Consider the following 26,526-nt stretch of genomic DNA (forward strand, 5'->3'; position numbering starts at 1 on the left):
TCGCACGTCTGCGTCCTCATCCGGAAAATGCCGGCCTCTTCCGTCCGTTCGCAAAAAATCCGGCATTTTTCAAGCGGTTCAAGCGCCTTTCGCGTCTTTGTCTTGCAGCAAATGCTCGGCCAGCGCCTGCTGCAGCGTTCCTTTGGTCATCGCTTTATGCGTAAACGTAAGGTCCGAAGAAATCATGATCTTTACGGTTTTCGGCCTGAGCCCCGTGATCGTCGTTTGGCAGCCCATCATTTTAATTCCGTCGATCATGCGAATGAGGCGGACGATCACTTCGGCCTCCATCTTCAAGACGCCGGAAAGGTCGATGATCAACGATTCGATCCGGCGGTCGCCCAGATGCGAAATGACTTTGTCCTCGATCGCGGCCGACCGGTGCAAGTCGACGTCGCCGATCAGCGGCAAAATGGCGGTCGAAGGCGTAACCGGGATGATGGGGACGGAAAGATCCTCCACGATCTCCTGCTGCGCGCGGATCAAGTTGTCCTTGAACTGGGAATAGCTCATGAAAAAATGGCTCAGAAACAGATCCATCAATTCGTTGATGCGCTTTTCCAAATCGTAAAACTGCTCCTTGCTGCCCAGATAGTCGTTCATCAGATCGTAGTTGTAGAGAAAGTTCCACATCACGCGCCGCACGGCCTGAATCCATTCCAGCTTGAACGCGAGGGTCAGGGAATGCTTGGCCCAGCTGATTCCTTCCGTTCTGGCGAACGAGACGACCTCGTGCTCTCTGCCTTCGACGATGTACAGCACGAGCTTGTGGGCGTTAGCCACCAAATCGATGTTGCCGATCGCCATGATTTCGTCGATTTTTTCCCGCACGTTGACCGCTTCCGCGAGCAGCCTTTCCTCGAAAGCGCTCCGGTTATGTTCGAAAAACTCCTTCAAGCTGCCGTTCTCGGTCCTTTCCAACTGCAACAATACCGCCGCCTCTCTTCTGACGCTATCGTCCTTTGTAAGAGGAAACGAAATCGTGAATTTCGTTCCGACGCTTTCTTCGCTTTCCACTTTGATCGTGCCGTTATTCTGATGAATGACCGAAAAGACGAACGTCAACCCCATGCCGGTTCCGTTTTCTTTCGTCGTGAAAAAAGGAGTGCCCAGCAGTTCGAGCTTTTTTTTCGGAATTCCGCTGCCGTTATCCTGTATGTATATCGTGACTTCGCTTTCGGAGGCGGACTGCCCGATCGTGATCGTGCCCTTGTCCGGTATGGCTTCGAAGGCGTTCTTCAGCAAATTGAACAGCGCTTTTTTGATCTGGTTTTTCTTGCAGACGATAAAGGTGCCCGGATGTTGAAAATGTTTGACGACCGTGACGCGGTAAAATTGATCCTGGAACAGCTGGGTCAGCGACTCCAGCTCCACGGTCAGGTCGAGCGATACGAAGGGCTCTTCCAGATCGGGCTTGGACATTTGAAGCAGGTTTTGCAGCACCGCGATCGCGTTTTCCAACTCGCTTTGGGCGATCTCGATATATTTTTGTTCGTTTCGTTCTTTCAGCAGCTGCAGAAAGCCTTTAACGGCCGTCAACGGATTTTTGACCTCATGGGCGATCCCCGCAGCAATTTGGCCTACCGATGCCAGTTGGCTCAGATGAACGTCGCTTTTTCTTGACGGTTGCGAATTTTCGGTCCAGTGCATGTAGGGCTCCTCCGATCTATCTGAATTCCTGTCCAAAAGGCGCGAGGGCTGTCCAGCCGAACGACTATTTTTCATCATTATACATGAATCCGAGAGAGATATCGTTGAATTTCCTAAATTATGGAGGACGGAGTTTTGGCTAGAAAAAAACAAAAAAACGGTCGCGTCGGACCGTTTTTTTCAGAAATCAAGGCGGGGAATCAATCGTCGTCGCGATCGTCGAAGTCATCGTCGAAGTTATCGTCGAAATCAACGTCGTCGTCATCATCGTCGTCGTCATCGTCGTCATCATATTCGATGGAAAGAATGCTGCCGGTATCGGTATGCACCTCCACCTCGGCTTCGCCCCGGGCCGTTCTGAATTTGACCTCGTAATGGCGTACGCCGTCGTCGGACTCCAGCTTGGCGCGCACAACGGTTCCGGATACTTGTTCGGCGGCAATTTTAGCGGCTTGCTCCGCCGAAATCGGCGTTTTGCCGGAGGCGCTTGCCGTGCCGCTCGCCGAGCTGACCCCCGCGGGGGAACCGTTGCCTGCCGTGCCGCCGCCAGCTGCGGTGCCGTTGGCCGCGCCGTTCCCGTACGCGCTGCCGGCCGCGCTGGCTTCGCTGCCCGTCGAGCCTGCCGATTCGACGATGACCGCCGATTGGCGAACGCGGCCGTCATCGTCGTCATCGTCGTCGAGTCCCGAACGCAGCGTTTTCCCGGTGTAGGCGTCGATGCGGACTTCGTACTCCCGGCGGTTTTTCTCGATATCAACGTCATAGTAAACCTGGCCGAAATCCCGGTCCAATTCGATGCTCTCGACCTGGCCGTCCACGGCCGCAAGCGCCAGCTGCTTCGCCCGTTCGACGCCGATGAGTTTTTTGTCCGCCGCGAAGCTCGTCGACACGGCGCCGATGCCGGCGGCTCCAAGCGCGATGACGGCTGCGGACAGAGCGATAATGCGCATGTTCCTCTTGTTCTTCATGTAAATGCTCCTCTCGCGGGTTTCGATTGCAAGTCTACTTTACGCCATCGAAATGAGAGGAGCGGGTTAAGAAGATTAGAAATGGATGAGAATTCGGGGACCCTTCGCGGCTTCAGGCGTCGTCGTCATCGTCGGCATCGTCGTCCGAATCGTTTTCGTCATCCCATGTGACGGACATAATCGCGCCGGAAATCGCATGGACCTGCACGATGGCGTCCCTGCCGTCGTCGACGTCGATCTCGACCAGATAGTAGGCGCCGCCGTCCGCGGTCCTTTTCAATTCGGCATCTTCGATTTCCCCGGCGACGTGGGCCGCGGCGAGCGACTTCGCTTTGGCCGGCGCAAGCAAGGCGGGCGGTTCCCCCGCGCTTTCCCCCGGCGCTTCCGTTTGGCCGCCGGAAGCGGGAGGCGGAGGCGGAGGCGCGGACCCGCCGGGCGCCGCGGTCGCGGTTCCGTTGCCGCCGCCGGCAGGGGGAGGCGGCGCCGCCTCCGAACCGGAAGCGGGCGGGCTTTGTTCCGTGCCGCCGGAGGGAGAGGGCTCGGCGGCCGCGGCTTCGATCAGCTGCAAATAGACGATCTCACCGCTGTAGGCGTCGGCCTCTACCTCATACAGCCCCCGGTCCGTTTGCAGGCGCATCCGGTATACCCCGCCGGATTTGGTCGTTTCCGAAACGATGCCGGGATAGCGGGCGAGCACCGCACGTTCCGCCGCTTCCCGGGACAGCGCGACGGCTTCTCCCGTCCACGGCTTCCAGATCAAAATCGCGACGATCGCGGCGACGGCCAATCCGCCCAGCCCGGCGATCCAACGTTGTCGTTTGTTCATGTCGAGTCCCCCGCGTTGTTTCGATAACCCCATCATACAGCAACAAGATGAGAATTCGCTGAGAGACGGGCGCTATGGCCGATCCGGAAGCGATATCGTCACCGTCGTTCCGACGCCCTCCAGGCTGTCCATCGCCAGTTCCGCGCCGATCGCTTCGGCGATTTCCTTCGCCAGCGACAAGCCGAGGCCGAAACCGCCGGTTTGCCTGCTGCGCGCCGTGTCCACCCGGTAAAAACGGTCGAACACCTTCGACAAATCCTGCTTCGGAATGCCGACGCCGCGGTCGGCGATGCGAATCCAGGCCGAAGGCGTTTCGCCGGAGGCGCCTATCGCCACGGCAATCGGCTCTTCGCTGTATTTTCGGGCATTGTCCAGAAAAATAAACATCAGCTGCTTCAGCAAATGCTCGTCCGTTCGAACGAATATCGGCTCTTCGGCTCCTTCCAGATGAACGTCGCGCCGGTACGCGTTGCGGAAGGCGCCGACCGTCGCCGCCGCCAGTTCCGCAAGATCGAGCCTGACCGCCTTCGCGTTCCACTGCTCCTTGTTTCGGGCGAGCAGCAGCAGGCGCTCGGTCAATTCTCGCATGCGGATCGCTTCCGAATGAATCGCTTCGATCGATTCGGCGAACAGATCCGGACGCTCCATGCCTTTTCGTTTCAGCAGGCTCGCATAGCTTTCGATGACCGTCAAAGGGGTTTTCAATTCGTGCGAGGCGTTCGAAACGAACTGCTCCTGCTTTTCGAAATTGCTTTCCAGCAGGTCGATCATCCGGTTGAACGTTTGGCCCATTTCCGTAAGCTCGTCTTTGGAAGAGGTGTCCAGCTCAAGCCGTTTGAATCGGCCGCTCCGCCGGATGTCCCGCATCGTGCCGGTCATCGAACGAATCGGCAGCGCGATTAGCCTGCCGAGCAGGCGGCTGGAGGCGACGACGGGAACGAGCGCGATGGCGGTGACGACGATCAAAACGAGCCGAAGCGTCCGCAGATTGTCCGTCGTCTCCTGCAGGCTTTGCGTAATCTGCACGTTGGCGACGCTGCCATCCGTCCATATGACCGGAACCGACACAAGCGCGTATCGCTCGCCGCCGTGTTCGAACATATCGGTCGTTTTTTGCGGAAAATACGAGCTTTCGCGTTTGCTCAAAGCCGATTGCGACGGAGAAGTGACCGGTGCATAGCTTTCGCCCGGCCCGGTGACGACTTGCAGCATGCCGTTCGCGGGCACGTATGCGCGCAGCAAATCCGGCAGGCCGATCGTTCCGATGCTTTGCAGAATGCCGTTCGCGCTTGCGGCGGCTTCGGTTTCCGCCTGGCGGATTTCGCTGTCGATCGACAGCCGGGAAAAGACGAGGTAGATCGTCGCATTCATGACGACGAGCAGCACGGTAAACAAAAGGGACGAATAAAGATGGATTTTGTTCGTCAGCTTCATTTGTTTTCCTTCAGGACGTAGCCGACTCCGCGTACGGTTTGGATCAGTTCGGGCTGCCTTCCGTGGTCGATTTTTTTGCGGACATAGCGGATGTAGACGTCGACGACGTTCGTTTCTCCGGCATAATCGTAGCCCCAGACCGCCTCCAGAATTTGCTCCCGACCCAGCACCTGGCGCTTGTTTCTCAGCAGGTAGACGAGCAAATCGAATTCCCTCGGCGTCAGTTCGACCGGGTCGCCGCCCCTAAGCACTTCCCGCGTTTTTTCGTTGACTTTCAAATCCGCCGCCGTCAGCCATTCCTCCCCGGCCGTTTCGGCGGGAGCCGCGGCGCGATGGCGGAGAGAGGCGCGGATGCGGGCGAGCAGCTCTTCGATCTGAAACGGTTTCGTCATATAATCGTTGGCTCCGTAATCGAGTCCGGATACTTTGTCCTCGACGGAGTTTTTGGCCGTCAGCAAAATGACCGGAGTATGCGGATCCTGCGTTCGAATCCGGCGCAGCAGCTCGATTCCGCTCATGCCGGGGAGCATGACGTCCAGCAGGATCAAATCCCAGCCGCCCCTGCGGTAAGCTTCAAGGGCGTCGAGGCCGTTGGCGAATCTCGCCGTTCGATAGCCTTCGATTTCCAGCTCGATTTCCAGCAGCCGCGATATTTTTTCTTCGTCTTCGACGATCAAAATCGATTTGTCCATGACCCGGTCACCACATCATCCAAGCGAAAAAGACCGCCGCCAGCACGAAGCGGTACGCCGCGAACCACTCGAGCTTGAGCCGCTTGATCAAATTGAGGAAGGTGACGACCGCGAGCATGGCGACGACGAACGCGGCGACGAAGCCGATCCCGAAGAGAGCGAGCGCGTCCGAGGTCAAATATTCCCGGCTGTCGTACATGTCGAGAATCGTGGCGCCGAGCATGACCGGGACGGAGATGATAAACGTAAAATCGGCCGCCGCTTTTTGGCTCGTTCCGAGCAGCAGCCCGCCGGAAATCGTCGAGCCCGACCGCGAAAACCCGGGCCACAAAGCCAGGCATTGAAAAAGGCCGATCCCCAGCGCCTGCTTGTAGCTGATGTCGTCGGTGTTCTCCGCGGTCACTTTGCGTTTCGCTCTTGCGGCGATAATCATCAGCACCCCGCCGGCAATGAGGCCGACGAGCACGGGTTCCGGCCCGAACAAGGTGCCTTTGATGAAGTCTTTCAGGATCAGATAGACGACGAGAGCGGGAATCATGGCCAGAATCATATGGATGGCGTTGAGTTTGTTTTTGGCCGAGAAATCGAAGGCGAACAAATCCTTCAGGATGGACATGTAGCGGCCCCAGTACAGGATAAGGACGGCCATCACGGCGCCGAGCTGGATGACGATTTTGAAGGTGGTCGCCGCGTCTCCTTCGAAGCCCAGCAAGTCGCCGGCCAAAATCAGATGCCCGGTGGACGAAACGGGGAGAAACTCGGTCAGGCCTTCGATAACGCCTAAAATAATCGCGCTTATTACGTCATTCATTCGTCGTATTCCGCCTTTCTTTTTTGAATCGCGAGATTGGGAGACGAAGCCGCGTTCGCGGACCCGGTACAAGCGGCTGCCGTTTCTTCATGCTATTATACCCGCTGGGAGGACAGAACCGAAATCAAATCATAGATTCCGAAAGATAAAAAAATGATAAACGCTAGGAACGCCTGCTTGAAAACGAATGCCGGTCCGGCTCGCGGCGAATTCGCGAGCTCTGTCCGGGGGAGAGCCGGGGCGAATCCGCGAACCCTGTCGGGGGAGAGCCGCAGGGAAATTGCGATCCCTGTCCTAAGGAGATCCGCGGCAAATCCGCCGGCTTTCGTTTGCCGGAGAAGGGGGAGTCACGGGGGACGGCGCGCGTAGGGCTAGATGCTTGCCAGGCGGTTCGTGGCGCGCAGCTCCGCGATCGTGGCGGCGCCGATGCCGAACATGGCCGTGCGCAGCTCGCGCTCCAGCCGCTCGGCCAGGGACGACAGCATGTCGGGCGACGTCACGGCGGGTAGCAGCAGCGAGCGTCCGAACCCCGCCAAATGGGCGCCGAGCGCCAGCGACTTGGCGGCATCGACGCCGTTTGCGAGCCCGCCGCTCGCGATGAGCGGAATGTCCGGGAGCTGTCGCCGGACTTCCCGCACGCATTCCGCCGTCGGAATGCCCCAGTCGGCGAACGCTTCCGCGGCGAGTCGCGCGACCGGATCGGCGGAGCGATGCTTTTCCACCTGGCTCCAGGACGTGCCGCCGGCACCGGCGACATCGAGGAACGCGACGCCCGCGTCCGCCAGGCGCTCGGAAACGTCGGCCGCGATCCCCCAGCCGACCTCCTTGACTCCGACCGGGAACGGAAGCCGGCGGCACAACTCCCCGATCCGCTTCAGCAATCCGCGAAAATCGGTATTCCCCTCCGGCTGGAACGCCTCCTGCAAGCTGTTCAGATGAAGCACGAGCGCATCGGCTTCGAGCTTTTCCGCGGCCCGCATGCATTCGTCGTATCCGAAGCCGTAATTGAGCTGAACGGCGCCCAGATTCGCGAGGATGGGGATGTCCGGCGCGAATCGGCGAACCCGAAACGTCTCCATCAGCTCCGGACGCTCGATCGCCGCGCGCATGGACCCGACGCCGTACGCCCAGCCGCGCGTCTGCGCCAGAACCGCCAGGTTGCGGTTAATATTCGAAGCCTGTTCCGTCCCCCCGGTCATCGAGCTGATCAGAAACGGAGCGCCCAGCTTCCGGCCGAGGAATTCGGTATCGGTGCGCACGGCCGCGTAATCGATCTCCGGCAGCGCCTGATGACGGAAGCGGTACCGTTCGAAGCCGGTCGTGATGCGTTCGCCCTCGACCCGCTCGTTCAGGCAAATTTCGATGTGCTGGCTTTTTCGCCGCTCGGTTGCGTTCGGTTCTTCCATGATCGTTCTACCTCCACGATACCAGCATTGCACAGCCGGTACCGGTTCTAAACCTACCTGGGGCCTGTCCGCTCCTGCAATTGGTCGCCGGGCGGCAGCGAATCGCTTTTTCTTTTGGCGATGGGATTAGCAGACGTATCGTATCCCGCGAGGAGTTGACGAAGCTTTCCGCTTTCGCGCCGATTTTTAACTTCTATAGGTAATATGGCTGTTTCGCAGAACTATTTGAGTCGTGGGCTACCCATCTCACCGCCTTCGCGCGCAAGCTGGCGAACCATTTGAGTCGTGGCTGCCCATCTCACCGCCTCCGCGCGCAAGCTGGCGAACCATTTGAGTCGTGGCTGCCCATCTCACCGCCTCCGCGCGCAAGCTGGCGAACCATTTGAGTCGTGGCTGCCCATCTCACCGCCTTCGCGCGCAAGCTGGCGAACCATTTGAGTCGTGGCTGCTCTTTTTAACCAGCCATTCCATGCTTGCGGCGATCGACGGCATAGCGGTCGCCTTTGCCGGAGGAGATTTTCTTGGTCCTTTGTTGGCCAATAGTTCCATACATCCAAGACATCCAAGACATCCAAGGCAAGTTCGAAGCGATCCTACTGTCCTGTTCTTGAATCGAATTTCCTAATTCCAAGGATAAAATTTACGAAAAAATACACCTTTAAATCCTGCTTCCAACTCTGGTTGACGTTAAATTTTAGTAAAAAGTATCTATATCAAAAGAAGTCGAATTTTGTATAATCATGGGGTAACTGCCATTGCAGGCAAGAAAACGGAGGGGGCCGGCGGGAGAAAGAAGGTTTGCGGAAGCATTTAACAGACGAATCGACTGAAGGGGTTAACGACATGTCACTGAAAAAGCTCGCATCGCTAGGATTGGCTTTCATCCTTTTGTTGAGCTTCATCGTGCCTGTGTCTGCGGCGACGTTTCGCGATACGCAGGGGCATTGGGCGCAAGAAGCGGTGGAAAACTGGAACGCGAACGGCGTCGTAAGCGGATATGATGGGGCATTCCGGCCCAACGACGCCGTGACTCGCGCCGAATTCGCCACGATGATCGACAACATGGTGAAATACGTGGAGACGGGAGACAATGCGTTTACCGATCTTAGCGCGGAAAAATGGTATTATGACGCCTTGATCAAGCTGAACGCGGCCGGCGTCATGAACGGTTCGGACGGCAAAGCGCTGCCCGATCGCCCGATCACCCGCCAGGAAGCGGCCGTGATCGTCGCAAAAGCGTTCGGCATCGAAGGCGGGTCCGCCGATTTCGCGTTTACGGACGCAGACGAGATTGCCGGGTGGGCGGCAGACGCCGTGAATGCGCTCGTCGCGAACAAAATCGTAACCGGCACGCCGGACGGAGCGTTCAAGCCGCTTGCGAATTTGACCCGGGCGGAAGCGGTCACGATGTTCGACAACTTCGTCCGGAAGCTGATCGCATCTCCAGGCGAATACTCCGAGGACGTGCAGGGCAACCTGGTCGTCAATTCGGCGGATGTCGTGCTCAGCGACATGAGCATTTCCGGCGACCTTTATGTAACGCAAGGCGTCGGCGAAGGCGAAGTGACGCTGAACAACGTCGAAATCGCGGGCGACGTGTTCGTCAGCGGCGGCGGCGAGAACTCGATTATTTTCAACAGCGTCGACGTGAAGGGCGCTCTTGTCGTCAACAAATACAACGGCAAGGTCCGCATCTTGGCGACCGGCAGTACGTCCGTTTCCGTCACGCAATTGGAAAGCGGCGCGCTGCTCGTAACCAAGGAGCTTACCGGCGGCGGCTTCGAAACGGTCGAAATTTCGGCCGATGTCGTTGCGGGACAGCAGATTGTGCTGGACGGCAACTTTAACAAAGTCGTCAACCGTTCCGAGTCCGCTCAAATTACGGCAAACGGAACGATCGGCGAACTCGTCGCGGAAGCCAGCACGAAAATCGCGGGCAACGTGGCGATCGATAAAGTAACGGCGCAAAACGGCGCTACAGCGACGGTGAACGACAAGACCGTCGAAAACGGCGGCAGCGTCGGCGCCGCAGCCGGCGGAACTGTCGGCGGAGGTTCTGCCGGCGGCGGCTCTGCGGGAGGGGGCACGACCGATGGCGGATCGGGAGGCGAAGCCCCCGCTGTATCCGTGACCGGCGTCTCCATTACCGAAAGCGATATTTCCCTCGTCGTCGGCGAGACGAAGCAGCTTGCGGCTGTCGTCGCTCCGAGCAACGCCACGAACAAAAACGTGGAGTGGCAGATCGCCGGAGACTCGACCGATGTCGCGACGATCGACCAAAACGGCGTTTTGACCGCAGTCGGCCCTGGCGCGGCGATCGTCAAGGTCGTCACGGAAGACGGCGGCAAGTTCGCCCAAACGACGGTGAAGGTCAGCAAGCCGGCTCTCGGGATCGCTCTTTCCGAGTTTGCGGGCGATGCCGTCGACGCGGCCGCAGGGCTGGATGCGGCGCTTGTCGCGAACAGCGGCAGCTTGTCCGTCTACAAGTTCGCCAAGTCTTTGTATGCGTCAAACCGCTTCGACGCGATGGTGGTGGCGGGAAGCGAGCTGCGGCAAACGCAGCAGCCGTCCGGACGCGCCGCTTCCCTCGTCGTGACGCTGAAGGATTCGAACGGCAATCCGCTTGCCGACTCGACCGGCTTGAAAGCAAGCGTAACAAGCGCAACCTATTCCTATGAAGCCGTATTGGGCGAAGGGCTGGCGGAGGGTGCGAAGCCGGGAAGCTTCGTGCTGACGCTGGACGCCGGAAGCCCGGAAGCGATCCGGAGCGTCAACGTAACCGTTTCGCACGGCCATTACGCCGACACCGAATTGTCCTTGCTTTACATTCCTTTCGGAACGGCTTATGTAACCGGCATCGATCCCGTTTCCGGGGATACGGCCATCGGCTCGGAGCTTGCGGCCGGAACCGTTCATTTCGAGAACATTCCGACCAACGAAAGCATCGCGTACAAATGGCTTCGGGCCGACCGCGCGGAAGGGCCGTATGCGGTCATTGACGGCGCAGCAGGCTCCTCGTATACGCTGACGAAGGAAGACAGCGAAAAATACATTCGCGTCGAAGCCTCCGCGGACCAAATCGCGGTCGGCGGCTATGCCGTAAGCGAACCGTTCGGGCCTGTTCAGAAGGCGATCGATACGAGCGAGCTGTTCGCGGCGATCGAGGCTTCCTTCCTCGGACAAAACGAAAATGCGGGCAATATCGTTTCCAACTTGAATCTGATGACCGCTTTGGCCGACTTCCCCGGAGTCACGATTGCGTGGGAATCGGACAACGCCGCCGTGACGAGCGAAGGGATCGTGACCCGCGACGGGGAAAACGATCAATTCGTCAAATTGACGGTCAAGCTCGGCGGAGCGGTGACGGATTCGAAAACGTACGAGTTGATCGTCCGCAAACAAGGCACGGACAGCGTCGAAACGGGCGACTTTATCGATCCTTATTTTGTCGACGGTTATCCGCAAGCCTATATTAAAGACGGCACGATTCGGGTTCGTTACAAGCTGAACGCGCCGGCGGAAGTTTATATGGTCGTCAACGCGATCAACGGAAACTGGGAATCGAGCGTGAAAGCGGTGCTGGAAGGCCGTTCCGGCGACGACAGCCATGTCGTTTGGGTAGACGAATGGCCGTACTTTAAAATAGAAGCCGGCCAAGTCGGCGAGCTGCAGGAATTCGATACCGGCGTTTCATTCTACGACGACGAGGCGCGGGTGGAATTCGTGATCCGGGACGCCGGCAGCAATTACACGTCCGGCAATGTCACGACGATTTTGTTCGATGCGGCAACGGTCGACGCGCTCGACACGTATCCGCCGTATTCGTACGAAGCGTTCGTCAATGACGCTTTGGATACGATCTATTTGTACTACGACGAGCCGCTGGATCCGGAAAGCAAGCCCGCGGCATCGGAATATGCGTTGAACTACGGAAGCGTCGCCGGAGTGGAAGTGGTTAACTACGAGAACGTCCGGCATATGGTATCGTCTTATGTAAAACTGACCGTCAGCGGCATTCCGGCGGATCGGAAAAACGAACTGGAGCTGTCCTACAACGGCCAGTCCTTGCAGGACCGGACGGATGCGAAAAACAAAGCGGAAACCTTCGCCGATCGTGCCGTTCTCGGAACGGAAGAAGCGATCCGGACGGCGACAATCAGTTCCGACCGGAAATCGATCATGCTGGAAATCGTGCCGGGCTGGAACCCGCTGGACAATCCGAGCCTGAGCGAAGCGGCGGCCCGCTTTGCCGTGACAGTGGAAGGACAGGGAACCTATGCGCCTTCTTCGGCGAGCTACAGCTATACGACGGATCGGCTGTGGTACGCGTTAAAGTTCGCGGATTCGCTGCCGGCGGGCGCTGTGTCGATTAAAATGGATACGACGGGCATCGTCGGCTGGGCGATGAACGCCTATCCGGCTGAAATCACGCTGCAGAACGTCAACGAAATCGGAGCTCCTGGAACGCCTACGGCTGCCTATGTCGATGGCCAAATTCGCCTGGCGTTCCATGAAGGCTTCGCGTTTGAGACAAGCTTTACCGCGGCGGGACTGACGCTCAAGGTGGACGGTACGGAATATTCGCTCAGAGGGTTTATTGTCCATGACGATTATACCGACGATGCGGACAACGCCATTGTTATCGATTTGAACGGCCCGTATGCCCAACATTTCAAAAACGCGATCGAATCGGGAAGCGCGATTCAGATCAAGTATGCGAAAGTCAACGGCACCGACGAAAAACAACTGTCGGATGCGGCGGGAGCGCTCGTTCCCGATTTCGATTACGTAACGGTTACGAAATAAAGAAAAAACGGCCGAGCGGCGCGGATGCCCGCCCGGCCGTTTTTTCGTTTGGAAGTCGGTCCGATTCTCCCGCACATCTGATCGAGTCGCGGCTGCTCATCTTGATCCGCCATGCGCATACGGCCACCCGCAGATGAGTAAAAATTACTCATCCTGTTGCCTCTACACGTCCGCTAACCATCCAGTTGAGTCATGGCTACTCATCTTGACCCGCGATGCGCATACGGCCACCCGCAGATGAGTAAAAATTACTCATCCTGCCGCCTCTGTACGCCCGCTAACCACCCAGTTGAGTCATGGCTACTCATCTTGACCCGCGATGCGCATATGGCCACCCGCAGATGAGTAGAAATTACTCATCCTGCCCCTCTGCACGTCCGCTAACTATCCAGTTGAGTCATGGCTACTCATCCCGATCCGCCATAAAGCACGTTCACCGCGGCTCAGAACAGCCAAAACACCTTCCGCCGCGCCGCCCGGACCGCCGCGGATCCGGTCGTGCGGGCGCCTCCCGCCGCCGGTTCGGGCTTGCGCGCGGGCTCCGGCCTCGCGGCTTCCGGCTCGCGCGCGGCCGCCGCCTGCTGCAGCCCCTCGACCGCTTCGCTTAGCTGGCGAAGCATGAGCCGCAGCTCGTCGATCTCCTGCCGGTGCTGATAGATTTGCGCGGTGACGACTTCGTCCGCTTTCTGGGCAAGCGCCCGCTCCAGCTGGGCGACGCGCAGCCGGAGCGTGTCCGCCTCGGTTCCGGGGAAAGCCGCCGCGCCCGCGGACGAAGCCCCGTCCCGCTCCGGCGCGACGGGCAGCTCGATTTTATCCATCGGCACGCCGCCGCGCACCTCCTCTTTTATTTTCTCCAGCAGCTTCAGTTCCCGCTCGGCGAACAAATAATGCCCCAGCTGATCCTTCGGAAAAACATTCGGAAAGTACGATATCCAGCGCTTGAGCGTCGTTTGGCTGACGCCCAGTATTTCGCATGCTTCCCGGGATCCCAGACTCACGATCATCACTCCTTGGCGGAACATTTTTAGATCGGACAAACGTCGCGGCAGGCGCGCGCATCCGTTTGTTTTCCGTATTCGCCGCTCGTTTCGCAATCCCTGTAGGGGTGACAAAGGTACCGTTCATTCGGCAAAACAAGTGCGATTTCGAACCGGCCCTTCGGTATAGCGCTCGAGCGTCGTGTTCCGCGTTAAGGACCGATCGAACGGAAGAAACCTCATCTACGGGCGAATCGCGGTTATTTCCGCCGCGATTCGCCCGTTTTTGGTTGTGTAATAACGGTCCGGGAGACGATTCAGGCGCTGCCGGCTAAGATGGACGGCTTTAACCGAGTGTGTGTCTTTATTTACAATTAAATGGATGTCTCGGCATTTCGTCGAGAAATAGCGCAATGCAATGGAATGCTGCAACTCATTTGTTAGTTTCCAAGAAATCGGGCAAACGATAAAGCTTCCCTCCGACCGGAGAAAGCTTTGTTGAATAAATTCCCAAACCGATTCAAACGAATGATCAAAATACGGCTCCAGTTTTCCGCATTCTACTTGATAAGTCGCGGTTTCGCCAAAGTCATCTTCCTCTGCGAGATTGGCATTTTCTTTGGCGAACAGCTCCCGTACGATGGGGTGCAATTTTTTATCCGAAAGGAGCCTGCGGAATTCAAGGATCGAATGCGGAAGCATATTTTGCATTTGTATTTTGACAAGCGAAGAGTCCGAATAAATATATTGAATTTTACTGAAGTGGTTTGTGAGTTCGCTAATCGTCCGCTCATTCACCTCTTCATTCGTTATCGGCACCCAAACCAATGAATTCGGAGCGGAAAGAGCGGATGCGGTCAAAAAAAATTGCGATAATACGGATATTGTTGAGTCAGGGTTAATCGTGCTTCTTCTATACGTCTTAATCTCCGGATGTTCAGTACGGTCAGTGCGACTAAAGGAGGAGAAATCTAATCTCTTAACTTCTTGAAACCAACTCAATCGATCACCCCAAAAAACTTACTCACTATGATATATTTTATAACACAATTTTTCAGATGGTTAAATAGAAAAGTAAAAAAAGTAAACTTTTGTATGATTTCAAGGGTTCACGTAGAAGATTAACCGACAGGAAATCGTTTTTTTAACACAAATTTTACAGAAATTTGCCACAAAATGCAGTTGCTAGTGATAGAATAGGATCGAAATGGCAATTTATCCAATTGAGGAGGAAAATGATGAGCACGTTTGCGAGATGGAGAGACCATTGGTTGAAAATCGTCCTGGCCCTGACGTTTTTGCTGCCGGTCCAATTCGGATTCGGCGGTTATTTTCAATCGGCGCAGGCGGAAGGGCCGGACGATCCGGCGCCTTATATCGAGGCCAGAGTCGTCAACGAGAACGCCGGCAAAAAGGTGCTCTTCGACAACACGCACGCGCAGACGGCGGGAGCGGCCGACTGGGTCATCGACGGCGGGTTTTCCGACTTTGCCAACGCGCTGGCGGACAATGGGTATTACGTCAAGGAGCTGCGCAAGACGACCCCGATCGTCTACGAAGATTTGGCGGACTATGACGTATTCGTCATCGCGGAGCCGAACATTCCGTTCAAGCAAAGCGAACAGGCCGCCATGCTGGAATACGTGGAAGACGGCGGCAGCATCTTCTTTATCGGCGACCATTACAATGCCGACCGCAACAAAAACCGCTGGGACGGCTCGGAGTCGATCAACGGGTACCGCCGGGGGGCTTGGACCGATCCGACGCAGGGGATGAGCGACGAGGAAAAGGCCTCGGAAGCGATGCAAGGCGTCGTCAGCTCGGACTGGCTGGCGGACAACTTCGGCGTTCGGTTCCGCTATAACGCGCTGGGCGACGTGGCGGCGAACGAAATCGTCGAGCCGAGCCAGGCGTTCGGCATCACCGAAGGCGTATCGGCGGTGGCGATGCATGCCGGGTCGACGCTGGCGATCATCGATCCGACGAAGGCCAAAGGCATCGTTTACGTTCCGGAAACGGACGAAGCCTGGGGCAACGCCGTCGACCAGGGCGTATATAACGGCGGAGGCGTGGCGGAAGGCCCGTATGTGGCCGTATCGAAAGTCGGCGCCGGCAAAGCGGCCTTCATCGGCGATTCTTCGCCGGTCGAGGACGCGACGCCGAAATATTTGCGCGAGGAAACGGGCGCGGCCAAAACGACGTACGACGGCTTTAAGGAGCTGGACGACGGCGAGCTGCTCGTCAATTTGATCGATTGGCTCGGCGAGCCGGAAAGCTACACCAGCCTGGATCAGGTGCCGGGACTCGAGCTGGACGAGCCGACCGAGCTGTTCGCGTTCGAGCAGCCGGAGCTGTCGACCGAGCCTAAGCCCGAGCCGTGGTCCGCGCCTGCAGCAGGTTACAAATGGTGGGACCGTTCGACGTTCAAGCCCGGCTCCTACGGCGGTCCGATCCGGCCGGTATACAGCTTTGTCCACCAGGCCCAGCTGCCGAACGCGGAGCAATTCCAAATCCGCGTCGTCATCGACAATCTGGCTCCGAACTCGACGGTGTCCGGCTTCAGTACCGGCATCTATTTGACCGGCGGAACCCAGGTGGCGCAATTCCAGAACGCGGACGGAAGCTGGCCGACGGCCTACGGGTACAGCACGGCGTTCAGCGTGACGGCCAATAACGAAGGACGGGCTTATAAGGATTTGACCGTCCGCATCCGGCCGGGTACGAGCGGTTCGGCCAATCTCCGGCTCCGGCAAAACGGCTCGAATCTGCTGACGAAAACCGTCACGCTCGCGAACGTGCCCGCCGAGCCGCTGCCGGACGAGGAAAATCCGATTCCGGAACTCACTTCCATCGCGGAAGCCCGGACCCAACCGGAAGGAACGCTCGTTACGGTCGAGGGCGTCGTGACGACGGAGCCCGGAGCTTTCGGCGGCCAGGCGTTTTATCTGCAAGACGACACGGGCGGCATTTACGTGTTCCAGACGCAGTCCGGTTTTCATCAAGGCGACAAGATCAAAATTACGGCGCCGCTCGTGCTGTACAATACGGAGCTCGAGCTGACGACCCCGGTTTCCATCGAAAAAACGGGGACCGCTCCGCTGCCCGAAGCCGTTCCGGTCGACCGCATCGACGATTCGAACCAGGGGCAGCTGGTCGAACTGCAAAACGTCGAAATCCGCAACATCATTACCGCCAGCCCGTCCGGCTCGTTCGAGTTCGATGCGGTGAAAGGCGAGGTCAGCAACCACGTCCGGGTGGATGTCCGGACCGGACTCAGCCTGAGCGAATTTCCTTACGAGGAAGGGCAAGTCGTCACGGTGAAGGGCGTATCCGCCATCTTCCGGGGCCTTTACCAGCTGAAGCCTCGCGGCCTTGAGGATTTCGCGCTGGCGCAGGCGCCGCTCGGCCAGGTGACGCTGGAGGCGTCGCCGACGCTGCTGCCGGTCGGCGGCACCGCCGAGACGTCGATCGCCGGGTTGTTGACGGACGGAACGCCGGCGGATCTGAGCGCCGCGTCTGTCACGTACGTCAGCGACGGACCGGCGGTCGAAGTGAGTCCGGAAGGACAAATTACCGGCGTTCAGGCGGGAAGCGCGTCGGTAACGGCTCACGTTGTCTATAACGGGCAAACCGTCGTCTCCAATGCGGTAACGTTGACGGTTTTCGAACCGCTCGCGACGGGAGCGCCGGGCAAGCCCGTATTATCCGACAACAACGGCCACGACACCGGTCTTAAGGACGGCAGCTACACCGTGACGATGAATATGTGGTGGGGCAACAACGGCTCGGTCTTCAAACTGTACGAGAACGGAGTCCTGATCAGCGAGCAAAGCTTGGCGGACGCTTCGCCCTCGGCGCAAAAAGCGGCCGTTGACATTGCCGGCAAGCCGAACGGCACGTATGCGTACACATGCGAACTGATCAATGTTTTCGGAACGGCAACGTGCGGAGAACATGTCGTGACCGTTACCGACGCCAATCCGGGCAAGCCGGTGCTGTCCCAAGACAACTGGGACGGGGACGGCAACTACAAGGTGACGATGAACATGTGGTGGGGAACGAACGCCGGCGAATACCGGCTGTATGAAAACGGCACGCTGGTCGATACGCAGGTTCTGAACGCCTCGACGCCGGGCGCGCAAAGCGCCGTAACGAGCCTTGAAGGCAGGGCGCCGGGAACTTACGAGTACCGTGGCGAATTGATCAACGCCGCCGGGACGACGTCCGGCGAAACGATTGTCGTGACCGTAACCAAGTAAAGGTTAGTTCTTCGTTTCGACCGCATCCCCAACATCCGGGCCCGCCCGACTGGCGCGTCCGGTTGTTGCGTTTAGGAGACGGACGGTGACGCGCGACCGGGAGCGAATGAAAACGAGGGAGGAACGAACCGGGGGCGGAAACTATCGGTACGTTGACCGGCAAGGCTTGATTACGCTTACAATAATAGGATAAACGGTACGGTAGAAGATTTTGAAAAAAATTTTGTAAATAAATCTAAATTTCTATCAAATTTACTCGCATTATTCCGATAACTATACATACAGGAAGTTAAAGAAATCATAAAGTGAAGAAGTGAACGGCAAACCTGTCGAAAGGCAGGGACGCAAAGCTACGGGTCTAAGGTTCTGCTATGATCGCCGGGCTGCCAACTTATGGATCTTTTGTGTCTTCATGAGGGCGGCAGGGCTTTCTTTTAGTAGAAAGTCCTTTTTGTTTTTCCCTGAAGAAGACGACTCCTGCAAAACGCGCAGCCGCGGAAAGAAGGTGGTTCGGGGAAGACGAGACCAACGCCCGGAAGACAAGGACTCGGCGCTGCCCTCCGGGCGGGAACGGCAGGAACGCCGAAAACGGATTGCTGGAGGAGAAACGCTTGAACGTTGGGCATTGGAAAAAGGGCACGGTCGGAAAATGGGCGCTGGCCGCGACGGGCTTTATCGCGGTTTTCTCCGTCGCGTTCGGCCTCGCGATCTATTTTACGGCCGCGTCGGTCATGCGAATCGAAATGGACGCAACCTACATAAAAGACTTGAAAACCAGGGTCGCCTGGCTGAGCGTCGGATTCGCCGTTTTATTTTTGCTGCTGGGCAGCTTCTGCGCGTATGCGGCCATTCGCAAGGCGGCCCGCGCCGGCGTCTTCGGCGCTTCCGCAGCGTTAACCGCAGGGGTGCAGGGCGAAAGCGCGGCTCTCGCAACGTCGGAATCAATGCCCTTGGAGAACGGGCAGCTGCGCGAAGTGCTGGCCCGCATCGGCGGGCTGACGAACGAAGTGGCGGCGGCTTCGCAATCGCTGGCGAGCAACACGGAGTTTTGCACGGACATGGTCGTCGGCATTTCGGAGTCGATCCGGCAGATCGCCGGCGGCAGCGAAACGATTGCCGAAAGCTCCCGGGGCAACATGTTCATGCTGGAAGAAGTCAGCAAAGGGATGGAGCACATCGCGGAATCGTCGCAGGGACTGGCGAACGAGATGTCCGAAGTCGCGCAGAAGGCGAGCGGCGGCATGGAGCTGATCGAGCGGACCGTCGCGCAGATGCAGAACATTACCGAAGCGGCGCTGGCCTCCTCGGCGGCGGTCGAGCAGATGGACAGGCGCACCCTGGAAATCGACCGGGTGACGGCGATCATGGGCGAGATTGCCTCCAGGATCAACCTCCTGTCGCTGAACGCGGCGATCGAGGCGGCGCGCGCGGGCGAATTCGGGCGCGGCTTCGCGGTCGTGGCGGACGAGGTCCGCAAGCTCGCGGACCAGTCTTCGAGCTCGACCAAGGAGATCGCCAGGACGGTCGAGCATATCCGCGCCGGCTCGCGGGAGACGCGGGAAGCGATGAGCCGGGTGCTGGACGAGGTCCGGTCCGGTTCGGAGCTCGCGGGCGTCGCGGGGCAATCGTTCCGCGAAATCGCGTCATTGACGGAAAACGTGTCCTTCAAGGTGCAGGAAGTGTCGGGCGTGACGGAGGAAATCAGCGCCAGCGCGGAACAGATCCTGAGCTCGGTGCGCGAGACGGTGTCGATTACCGAAGTGTCGCTTGCGGGAACGAAGGAGATCGCGGTTTGCTCCGACGAGCAGCTCGCCGCGATGGAAGAGTCGCTTCAATCCGCGCGGCAAATGCAGGAGCAGGCCCAGCGGCTGCGGCAGGAGCTGGATTCGCTCGCGGATTGACGAGACGAAGGAGGGAAAAAGCAATGGATTTGGAGCGGCTTGGCGAGCTGTTCGAAGAGCTCGAGCGATTGACCGGCGTGCGGGACATCGCCTGCCACCGGATCGAAGGAGGCCGCCTGCATCCCGTCCTCAAGACGAAAACCGACAAGCTCGGCGTCGAAAAGTGGAAAAGCGTACATGCGGAAAGCCCGGTCTACGTCGAGCGCGACCGGCTGCTTTCCGATCTCGTCCGCGATCCCCGGCCGATTGCCGTGCAGGATGTCAAGAACGATCCGCGGTCGGCGTCGGAGTTTTTCCTATTCGGCATCGACAGCATTTTGATTTTGCCGGTAACGGAGGAAGCGGTCGTCAAAAGCATCGTCCTGGTCGCGTCCATCGGAGAGCTGCATGAATTCACGGGAGAAGAGATCGGTCAGGCGCAGCGGCTGGTAGAAGGATACAGAGAGATATTTCAAGCTTAACGGAGGAGAGTGGGCTCAGATGAAAATCGCGGAAGCCATACTTCGCTATCTGAAAGCAAGCCAAGTCGAGTATCTGTTCGGCATCCCGGCGGGAATTATCGGACCGCTGTACGACTCCCTGATCGATGTCGGCATCGCGCCGATCATCACCAAAAACGAAGCCGGAGCCGCTTATATGGCGGCCCGTTACGCGAGCGTTACCGGCAAGCTTGCGGTATGCGCGGGCGCCGGCGCGGTCGGCGTGAGCAACATGATGAACGGAATCGCCGACGCGAGCCGAGCCAAGGCCCCGATGCTGATTGTCGCGGGCTATATCAACCGCTGGCAGATGGGCAAGGGAGCCATCCAGGAGCTGGACGGCGAGCATATGGTCCAAGCGGTCACGAAGTACAGCGCGACCGTGCTGAACGAAGCCGACGTGCTCGCCGAGCTTGACAAGGCGGTTCGCATTGCGCTCACGCCGCCGTGCGGGCCGGTTTATCTCTCTGTCCCGATCGACGTGCAGCGGGCGGAGGCCGAATGGCCGCTGCCGGAGCCCGCCGATCTTGCCGAGCTGCAGGCGGTAAGGCCCGATCCGGCCGATCTGGAACGGGCGGCCGGGCTGATCGGCCGTTCCGCGGAAGGCCTCATCATGGTCGGCCGCGGGGGCCGGGGCTTCGGCGAGGAAATCATGCGGCTCAGCGAGCGCTTGCAATGGCCGATCATCACGACGCCCGCCGGCAAAGGAGTCGTGCCCGCGGATTTCCCGCTGAACCTGGGCAATTACGGTTTTTCCAGCACGGATGCGGCGTTCGCGCACGTGAATTCTTCTTCCCCTTCCTGCGTGCTTATTTTGGGGACAAGTCTCGGGGAAGCCTCCACCTGCAACTTCAACGAGGCGCTCGTGGCCGGAAGAACGGTGATCCACGTCGACCGCGACCCGAGGGAGCTCGGCAAGGTGTTCAAAACCGATGCGGCGATTCGCGGGGATTTAAAGGAGGTGCTGCCCTACTTCATCGGCAACTGCCGCGGCGCTCGGGCGCCTTATCGCAAGCCGGAGCCGGTCAACGAGCCGTACGCGCAAAATCACACCGGACTTTCGCTCCGCCTTTTTCTCGAGGCGCTGCCCCGCTATATGCCGGCCAATACGCGCTACGCGTGCGATATCGGAGAATTTACGAATTTCGTGCTGAAGTATTTGGAAATTCCGTCGGGCGGCGATTTCGAAATCAATCTGGATTACGGAGCCATGGGGTCGGCGATCGCCGGCGCGGCGGGACTCGCCGCTGCCGAACCGGGCCGTCCGGTGGCGGCGCTGGCGGGAGACGGCTGCTTCTTCATGAACGGCATGGAGATTTTTACCGCCAAGGAGTATCGGCTGCCGGTCGTCTACTTCATCATCAACAACGCCATGCTGTCGTATGTCGAGAGAGGGCAGAAATTCCTGTATAACCGGACGATTCCCGACTACAAGCAGGAGCGGATCTCGATCGCCGACATGATGCGGGCGGCCGGGGTTCGGGCGATGGCGGTGGACAAGCTGGAGGACTTGCGCGGCATTCCGGATTTCGTAAGCGGGCTCGACGGGCCCTGCGTCATCGAAGTCGTGACGGACGGCAGCGAGCCGGCTCCGATTTTGGACAGGCTGAAGGCGCTCGTGAAGTAACGTCGGGCCGCCGGCCTTTTACTTGTTTTAGTTTACGATCATTTACTTCATGCGGAGGGAAAACGTCATGGGAAGCTTTAACATCGAAATGGATCACGCGAACAAAGTGATGAAAGCGGAGGTGGAGGGCACCTTCACGCCGGAGGACGGAATGAAGTCGGTGGAAGCCTATCAACAGAGCATTTCCGCGATTTCCGTTCCGGAGTACGACATCGAGATCGATTGCACAAAGCTTAATGTCAGCGCTCCCGATGCGCTGCCGATTTTGGAGGGCTGCTTCCAAATGTACAAAAGGGACGGCTTTAAAAAGGTGACGCTGCGGCTCGCCAAAAACCCGATCCTGAAAATGCAGCTGTCGCGCATCGCCCGCTCGGTCCAATTGGCCAATTGGGAAATTATCGAGGTTTAAACGACAAATCGAATAGAGAGAAGGAGTGGAGCCGATGGGAGCCGTTCGAATTCGCGAAGTTCGGGTTTATCATCCGTCCAACGAAGTGGACAACGAATATTATATTGAACGCTTCAGGCAAAAAGGAACCGAGGTTGCGGGGCTGCTCCGGGCGCTCGGCCGGAACAAGAGGTTCGTCATCGACAATCCGGCGGAAAACTCGCTGACGATGGCGGTCGAAGCGGCCAAAAGCGCCCTGCAAGGCGCAGGGCTGTCCGCCCGCGATCTGGACCTCATCATCTTCACTTCCCAGACGCCCGAATATTTGCTGCCCAGCAACGCGCTCAAGCTGCACAGCGCGCTGGGGGGAGACCTGAACACGATCTGCTACGACATCAACGCGAATTGCGCAGGCATGCTCGTCGGCGTGGAGCAGGCGAGCCGCTACATGATGGGCAACCCCCGCATCGAGCGCGCGCTGATCGTCGGCGCCGACCACTTTTCCGCGCATACTCCGGAGGAGCCGGTCTATCACTCCAATTTCGCGGATTCGGCAGCCGCCGTCATCCTGGAGGCCGCGGAGGGGACGCGCGGCTTCATCGATTCCGTTTACCAAACCGACACGTCCGTCATCGACAACTCGCTGTTCCCCGCGCGCGGGCTCTCCAATTTGTACCGGGAGGAACTTACGGCCAAAGACGCGCAGGTCAAGTTTACTCCGTTCGACGATTCGGTTTGCGTCGATTCCGCGGTCGATTCGCTGCGGATTTTGCTCGATCGCAACGGCATCGCCAAGGAGGACGTAGGGGGCTATCTGTTCTCGCAATTTTCGCTCGGCAACGTGAAGCTGGTGACGGAGCGGCTCGGCATCGAAGAGGACAAGGTCACCTATATCGGCGACGTGTATGGCTATACGGCCGCCAACAGCCCGTTCGTGGCGCTGTACGAGGCGTTGAAGGCAGGCAGAATCAGCCGGGGCGACTATCTCGTGTTTTGGACGGTAGGCGCGGGCTGGCAAAACGTATCGATGCTGATGCAGTATTGAACCGAGACTTGTGAATGTCGAAGCCCGGGGGCGACCCCGGGCTTTTTGTAATTCCAATCAAGCTGCTGTTTTGGCGGCTTGCAAGGACCTCGCGCTCCTTCGCCGCGAATGCGAAGCCCTTTTCGACCTGTTATAATAGAGCCGATCCATTTCATCGAATTCAAAATAAGGAGTCTGCAACATGTCGCTGGAAATCGAGCGGAAGTTTTTGCTGGCGGAAGCGCCGGACAAGCTGGCCGGGCAAGGCGCGATTCGGGTCCGGTCGAAGCAGCGGATCGAGCAAACCTATTTGGCGCTGGACGAAGCGCAGGAAATTCGGGTTCGCCGGATCACGGATTTGACGACGGGGCAAATCGCGTATACGCATACGTTCAAGAACGGAAACGGCCTGTCCCGGGAAGAAGTGGAATATTCGATTTCCGAAGGCCTTTATTCGCAGCTGATCGCCGCTTTCGGCTTTATTCCTCTGACGAAGACGAGGCTTACGGCCGAGTGGGACGACCGAATCGTCGAAATCGACATTTACGATCAATTGGAGCTTTCCGTCCTGGAGGTCGAATTCGCGACCGAAGAGGAAGCGATCGGCTTTGCGGCGCCGGAATGGTTCGGACCCGACATCAGTTTGGAGAAAAAATACAGCAACAAGACGGTATGGAAAAAGCTTCAGGAAGGGGCAGGCCGGCCGATACCCGAAGCGCCGGGGAAAATGCGCGAAAAACGCTAATCCGGGAAGCAAGGACGGGGGAACGGATAACGTCCGCTTCTTTTTTTTGTCTGAAGAGACAAAGTATCTGCAAAAAGATTGCATTACAATGAAGAAAGTCGGTTGAATCGACGCATGCAGGCGATCCGAATTGCCGGGAGGGAACGACGGAGTGGATGCTGCGCGCCTGGTCAGAACGTTAAATAACCTCAATCGCTTCGGTTATGCGGACGCGGGAATGACCCGTCTGGCCTACTCCCCCGTCGAACGGCAAGCCGTCGCGTATTTTTCCGGGCTTTGCGAGCGGGAAGGGATGACGGTCCGATACGACCCGTGCGGGAATTTGATCGCCCGCAGGGAAGGTCGTCATCCGGAATTGCCGGTCGTGGCCATGGGCTCCCACCTGGACACGGTCGTTCGGGGCGGCCGATACGACGGCGTCCTGGGGGTCGCGGCGGCGCTTGAAGTCGTCCGCAGCCTGAACGATCGCCGCTTGACGACGGATCATCCCGTCGAAATCATCGTGTTCGCCTGCGAGGAGTCCTCCAGGTTCGGCGTGTCCACGATCGGGAGCAAGGCGATGGCCGGCTTGCTGGACAAATCGTCGCTCGCCGTCTTGAAGGATCGGGCCGGGCTTACGCTGGCCGAGGCAATTTCGCAATGCGGGCTCGATTTCGACGGCATCGGGCGATGCGCCCGCGGCAAAGAGGAGATTAAGGCGTTTTTCGAGCTGCATATCGAGCAGGGGCCGATCCTGGAAAATGAAGGAAAGCCGATCGGCATCGTCACCGGAATCGCGGCTCCAACGCGATATGAGGTAACCGTATGGGGACGCGCCTCGCATTCCGGGACGACTCCTATGAACGGCCGCCGGGACGCGTTCCTTGGCGCGGCCGAAATTTCGCTCGGGCTCGAAGCGGCGGCGAAAACGGACGTCGCCTACGGCACCGTGGCGACGGTCGGAGCGTGCGAGGTCAAGCCGGGCGCGATGAACGTCATCCCCGATACGGCGGAGTTGAAGCTCGAAATACGAGGCACGTCCGTCGAATCGAAAAGCAGGGTGTCCGAACGCTTGTTTGAAGTGATCCGAAAGATCGAAAAAACGAGAGGACTCGCAATAACGGTTAAGGAATTGAGCGACGAGCTTCCGACGGCGCTGGACGGCGAAACGACGGAGTCTCTGTGCCGTCTGTGCGAGCGGGAGGGGGTTTCCTATCTGCGGATGACAAGCGGCGCGGGCCACGACGCGATGAACATGGCGCGGCTGTGTCCGACCGGGCTTGTGTTCGTTCCTTCCCATGCGGGCATCAGCCATTGCCGGGACGAATATACCTCGGCGGAGCAGATCGTTTCCGGCGCTTCGTTGCTGGAGCTGGCGGTGCGAAAATGGGCGTGCTCCTCCTGATGAAAAAGAATGGCAAAGGCATCTGAACAATCCTTCAAGGTTGAAGTATAATGATAAATTATAGAACAAGGAGAGAGACGAATGGAAAAAAATGAAAAAGTGAAGGTCCTTTTCAACCTGTTCGAGCTGGTCAACTTTTATTACGAGTCCAGGGACAAGCCGAGCGGCGTCAATTTTTTCGAGGAACTGGACCAATACTGCAAATTGCTTGACATTGACTTTGATGAATTCAAAAAGCAGTTCGGAATCAATACCGGGATCAATTAACCGAACCCGGTTCAGGGCTGCCGATACGAAAACCGAAGGGGCTGTCCCAAAGGTCGAAATTGACCCGAGGGACGCCCCTTTTTGTCTTCTGTCGCGTAAAGTCTACTGGATTTAAAGATATTTTTTTCCATTTATATTTGTGGCTGCCGACAATGACGCCCGGGAAAGCATTCCTTTATGATTGAAATTAGTTAGATTACCTAACGTTAGGAGTGATTTCCATGAAAGGAAGGCCGGAAACGCAAAACTATACGAGCATCCGAAGCGTGACCAAAGGAATTTTGAAGACGGAATACGGCCCGTTCTCCCTGTACTGCTTTTCGATCGCAAACGAATTCGAGAACGGAAGCGCCGCGGAGCATTTGGCGCTGGTGTACGGCGATGAGAAGGAATTGGCGGGACCCGTTCATTACCGCCTGAACTCGGCCTGCATCACGAGCGAAGCCTTTCATTGCATGCGCTGCGATTGCAAATGGCAGCTCGATACCGCGATGGAGCTGATCGCCCGGCAAGGGAAGGGCATTATCACGTACCACGCTTCCCATGAAGGAAGGGGCTTCGGCCTGGCGGCCAAGCTGGAGTCCTATAATTTGATGGACCGGGGGGTCCGCTCGTCGGACGCTTATATTCGAATGGGTTTGGGTTCGGAAGACCGCCGGGACTTTCGGGCGGCGGTGACGATTCTGCGGTATTTCGGCGTAAAGGAGGTCGTAATGCTCGGCAATAACAAGAAGAAAGCGGATGCCCTCAAAAACGCGGGAATCCGGGTGAGCGAAAGATGCTCGCTCATTTATGACGGCAACCTGGAGGAAGTGAAAACTTATTTAAAAGTGAAAGCGAACGACCCCGAGCAGGATCTGTTGAGGGCCGTGCTCTAAGGGA

Annotated in this window: 20 protein-coding genes and 1 riboswitch; of the genes, 11 read left to right on the plus strand and 9 right to left on the minus strand. The window is 58.0% G+C overall.

Annotation, left to right across the window (positions count from 1 at the left end):
• Window positions 1-78 precede the first annotated feature (78 nt).
• The 7 genes from JW799_RS14785 to fni form a co-directional block, all read right to left on the minus strand.
• Window positions 79-1,650, minus strand: coding sequence for an ATP-binding protein (locus JW799_RS14785; RefSeq protein ID WP_205430456.1), 1,572 nt, complete (start codon window positions 1,648-1,650; stop codon window positions 79-81).
• A gap of 200 nt (window positions 1,651-1,850) precedes the next feature.
• Window positions 1,851-2,618, minus strand: coding sequence for a PepSY domain-containing protein (locus JW799_RS14790; protein ID WP_205430458.1), 768 nt, complete (start codon window positions 2,616-2,618; stop codon window positions 1,851-1,853).
• 112 nt (window positions 2,619-2,730) lie between these two features.
• Window positions 2,731-3,444, minus strand: coding sequence for a PepSY domain-containing protein (locus JW799_RS14795; protein ID WP_205430460.1), 714 nt, complete (start codon window positions 3,442-3,444; stop codon window positions 2,731-2,733).
• A 72-nt stretch (window positions 3,445-3,516) separates the two neighbouring features.
• Complete coding sequence (locus JW799_RS14800; protein WP_205430462.1) at window positions 3,517-4,878, minus strand: sensor histidine kinase; 1,362 nt, start codon at window positions 4,876-4,878, stop codon at window positions 3,517-3,519.
• Window positions 4,875-5,570 (minus strand): response regulator transcription factor, encoded by a 696-nt coding sequence (locus JW799_RS14805; protein ID WP_205430464.1) that lies wholly within the window; start codon window positions 5,568-5,570, stop codon window positions 4,875-4,877. Before JW799_RS14805 ends, JW799_RS14800 begins: the two co-directional genes overlap by 4 nt.
• A 7-nt stretch (window positions 5,571-5,577) precedes the next feature.
• Entirely contained in the window at window positions 5,578-6,381 is an 804-nt protein-coding gene (locus tag JW799_RS14810; RefSeq protein WP_080834737.1) for an undecaprenyl-diphosphate phosphatase, read from the minus strand.
• Between the two features lie 371 nt (window positions 6,382-6,752).
• Window positions 6,753-7,787: a type 2 isopentenyl-diphosphate Delta-isomerase gene (fni, locus tag JW799_RS14815; protein ID WP_205430466.1), complete on the minus strand. Its 1,035-nt coding sequence runs from the start codon at window positions 7,785-7,787 to the stop codon at window positions 6,753-6,755.
• 843 nt (window positions 7,788-8,630) lie between these two features.
• Here fni and JW799_RS14820 point away from each other — a divergent pair.
• Entirely contained in the window at window positions 8,631-12,593 is a 3,963-nt protein-coding gene (locus tag JW799_RS14820) for an S-layer homology domain-containing protein (protein ID WP_205430467.1), read from the plus strand.
• Window positions 12,594-13,036: 443 nt separating this feature from the next.
• Here JW799_RS14820 and JW799_RS14825 read toward each other — a convergent pair whose 3' ends face one another.
• Window positions 13,037-13,591, minus strand: a complete 555-nt coding sequence (locus tag JW799_RS14825) for a MerR family transcriptional regulator (protein WP_205430468.1) — start codon at window positions 13,589-13,591, stop codon at window positions 13,037-13,039.
• Window positions 13,592-13,813: 222 nt separating this feature from the next.
• A complete protein-coding gene (locus JW799_RS14830) occupies window positions 13,814-14,572 on the minus strand; it encodes a hypothetical protein (protein ID WP_205430469.1) in 759 nt (252 codons plus the stop codon).
• Window positions 14,573-14,808: 236 nt separating this feature from the next.
• Here JW799_RS14830 and JW799_RS14835 point away from each other — a divergent pair, with 236 nt between their 5' ends.
• The 10 genes from JW799_RS14835 to JW799_RS14880 all read left to right on the plus strand — a co-directional run bounded on the left by JW799_RS14835 (window position 14,809) and on the right by JW799_RS14880 (window position 26,522).
• The gene (locus JW799_RS14835; protein WP_205430470.1) at window positions 14,809-17,829 is read left to right on the plus strand and encodes an endonuclease; all 3,021 of its coding nucleotides are present in this window, start codon (window positions 14,809-14,811) and stop codon (window positions 17,827-17,829) included.
• Window positions 17,830-18,138: 309 nt separating this feature from the next.
• A riboswitch (cyclic di-GMP riboswitch) is annotated at window positions 18,139-18,220 on the plus strand.
• A 220-nt stretch (window positions 18,221-18,440) separates the two neighbouring features.
• Window positions 18,441-19,730 (plus strand): methyl-accepting chemotaxis protein, encoded by a 1,290-nt coding sequence (locus JW799_RS14840; RefSeq protein ID WP_205430471.1) that lies wholly within the window; start codon window positions 18,441-18,443, stop codon window positions 19,728-19,730.
• 23 nt (window positions 19,731-19,753) lie between these two features.
• The gene (locus JW799_RS14845; protein WP_205430472.1) at window positions 19,754-20,191 is read left to right on the plus strand and encodes a GAF domain-containing protein; all 438 of its coding nucleotides are present in this window, start codon (window positions 19,754-19,756) and stop codon (window positions 20,189-20,191) included.
• A 19-nt stretch (window positions 20,192-20,210) separates the two neighbouring features.
• On the plus strand, window positions 20,211-21,836 hold the full coding sequence (locus JW799_RS14850; RefSeq protein WP_205430473.1) for a thiamine pyrophosphate-binding protein: 1,626 nt from the start codon (window positions 20,211-20,213) through the stop codon (window positions 21,834-21,836).
• 67 nt (window positions 21,837-21,903) lie between these two features.
• Window positions 21,904-22,245, plus strand: coding sequence for a hypothetical protein (locus tag JW799_RS14855; protein ID WP_205430475.1), 342 nt, complete (start codon window positions 21,904-21,906; stop codon window positions 22,243-22,245).
• Window positions 22,246-22,279: 34 nt separating this feature from the next.
• Complete coding sequence (locus tag JW799_RS14860) at window positions 22,280-23,269, plus strand: ketoacyl-ACP synthase III (protein WP_205430477.1); 990 nt, start codon at window positions 22,280-22,282, stop codon at window positions 23,267-23,269.
• Window positions 23,270-23,450: 181 nt separating this feature from the next.
• A complete protein-coding gene (locus JW799_RS14865) occupies window positions 23,451-23,993 on the plus strand; it encodes a CYTH domain-containing protein (RefSeq protein WP_080834726.1) in 543 nt (180 codons plus the stop codon).
• A gap of 151 nt (window positions 23,994-24,144) precedes the next feature.
• Window positions 24,145-25,377: an allantoate amidohydrolase gene (locus JW799_RS14870; RefSeq protein WP_205430478.1), complete on the plus strand. Its 1,233-nt coding sequence runs from the start codon at window positions 24,145-24,147 to the stop codon at window positions 25,375-25,377.
• An 81-nt stretch (window positions 25,378-25,458) separates the two neighbouring features.
• Complete coding sequence (locus JW799_RS14875; RefSeq protein ID WP_080834722.1) at window positions 25,459-25,644, plus strand: hypothetical protein; 186 nt, start codon at window positions 25,459-25,461, stop codon at window positions 25,642-25,644.
• A 221-nt stretch (window positions 25,645-25,865) separates the two neighbouring features.
• Window positions 25,866-26,522, plus strand: a complete 657-nt coding sequence (locus tag JW799_RS14880; RefSeq protein WP_205430479.1) for a GTP cyclohydrolase II — start codon at window positions 25,866-25,868, stop codon at window positions 26,520-26,522.
• Window positions 26,523-26,526: the final 4 nt, after the last annotated feature.

It is taken from the genome of Cohnella algarum, from assembly GCF_016937515.1.
Taxonomy (GTDB): domain Bacteria; phylum Bacillota; class Bacilli; order Paenibacillales; family Paenibacillaceae; genus Cohnella; species Cohnella algarum.